The 1,199-nt window shown below is 43.0% G+C and carries 2 protein-coding genes and 1 pseudogene; 1 reads left to right on the top strand and 2 read right to left on the bottom strand.

All coding sequences use genetic code 11. The annotated features are described in order from the left end of the window. Nucleotides 1-123: 123 nt before the first annotated feature. Nucleotides 124-342 (bottom strand): annotated as a pseudogene (locus tag CBG25_RS10590) (reverse transcriptase N-terminal domain-containing protein); the annotation flags it as partial. 41 nt (nt 343-383) lie between these two features. On the opposite strand from CBG25_RS10590, the gene CBG25_RS10585 reads away from it, so the two are divergent. Then, nucleotides 384-536 (top strand): hypothetical protein, encoded by a 153-nt coding sequence (locus CBG25_RS10585; RefSeq protein ID WP_290606539.1) that lies wholly within the window; start codon nt 384-386, stop codon nt 534-536. 310 nt (nt 537-846) lie between these two features. Here the strand turns inward: CBG25_RS10585 and CBG25_RS10580 are convergent. Next, nucleotides 847-1,199, bottom strand: a 353-nt coding sequence (locus CBG25_RS10580; RefSeq protein WP_290603898.1) for a transposase family protein, incomplete at its 5' end; no start/stop codon positions are given.

Here is a 1,199-nt window from a genome sequence, read left to right as displayed (position 1 = left end):
CATAAACGATTATCTCGTAACAGCCGCTCTTTGTTGATCATTTCAAACCTTTATTCTCTAAGTTAAACCTCTTTTTATTCTCAATAGCGTGACAAAAAATGCAAGTCTCTATTCAGCAACTAGTTTATTTTCTGTCACTCGTTTCACTGCTAATGCTTTTGCACTGAACGAGTGGGTTAAAAGCCATTGCAAAGCTTTCACTTTGTGCCAACGACTTTCCTTCACTGCCTTCACGATACGCACTTGTAGCTTTCTCACTTCTCGACGACAATGATACCAGTTAATTTGGCTCCATTGCGTTGTACAGTGAGCAGGTGCACCCATGTTGTACCTGATGGTCATTTGCGATTCCTGCTTTTAAAAGTTCTACCAATATTCTCGTGATGAGAGACCAAGTGGAAGTCAGCCCGCTTTCGCGTGGGTTGATGTTGCGTTTCTGCTCAAACCCTATTCGTTCTATTACAGAACGGCCTTCGCTTTTTCCACCATCCTTTACCCGCACCACCAACAGCATCCCTTGCGGTTTACCTGCCTAAAAGGCGGAGATACGGGCTTACCATGTTCCACTCAGAAAACACAATGGGTTAGGTTCTGTCTACTTCGCCGATAGCTTACTTTGTCCGTGTATTCCCAGCTTCAAAAGGAATATCCAGCTACTGTGCCTTTTGGCCACAGCCTATCAGTACCTTTGGCTGTTTCTGGATGACGACGTTTATTTAACAGTTCACATAAGTTAACCATACCATCAAGCCTAGCGTGCAAGCCGTATTGGTACTCACAGCTCTTACTACATTAAGCGTGTTGCTTAATAGTGAAATAAGGGTGTTTCGGTGATTGAAGTAAATTTTACGCTGTTCTGAGATGGAAATTCCAAAGACCTGCGCTAAGGAGTAAGAAGGTATCATCAATAAAGGGTCTACGATTCCGTAAAATTTGGGTCATGCAACCGAGGCGCTTGATACCCGCGATGGCGTGTTCAACTGTAATACGGATGCCCGAGATTATTTTATTTTCTTGTTTTTGTTCAGGCGATAAAGGTCTTTTTCGAGTTCCTTTTTTTGGGATTTGTGTATTAGGATGCTGTTTATCTATACCTTGAAAACCGGTATCTGCCCAGATGGTTACCTCAGGAGGAATATGGCGAATTATATCGACTTTATCGAGTAAGCGTTTATCGTGACGGCGCCCATTTTTGCTCA

Source organism: Arsenophonus sp. ENCA (assembly GCF_002287155.1).
GTDB lineage: Bacteria > Pseudomonadota > Gammaproteobacteria > Enterobacterales > Enterobacteriaceae > Arsenophonus > Arsenophonus nilaparvatae.
This window is presented reverse-complemented; position numbering and strand designations above follow the sequence as displayed.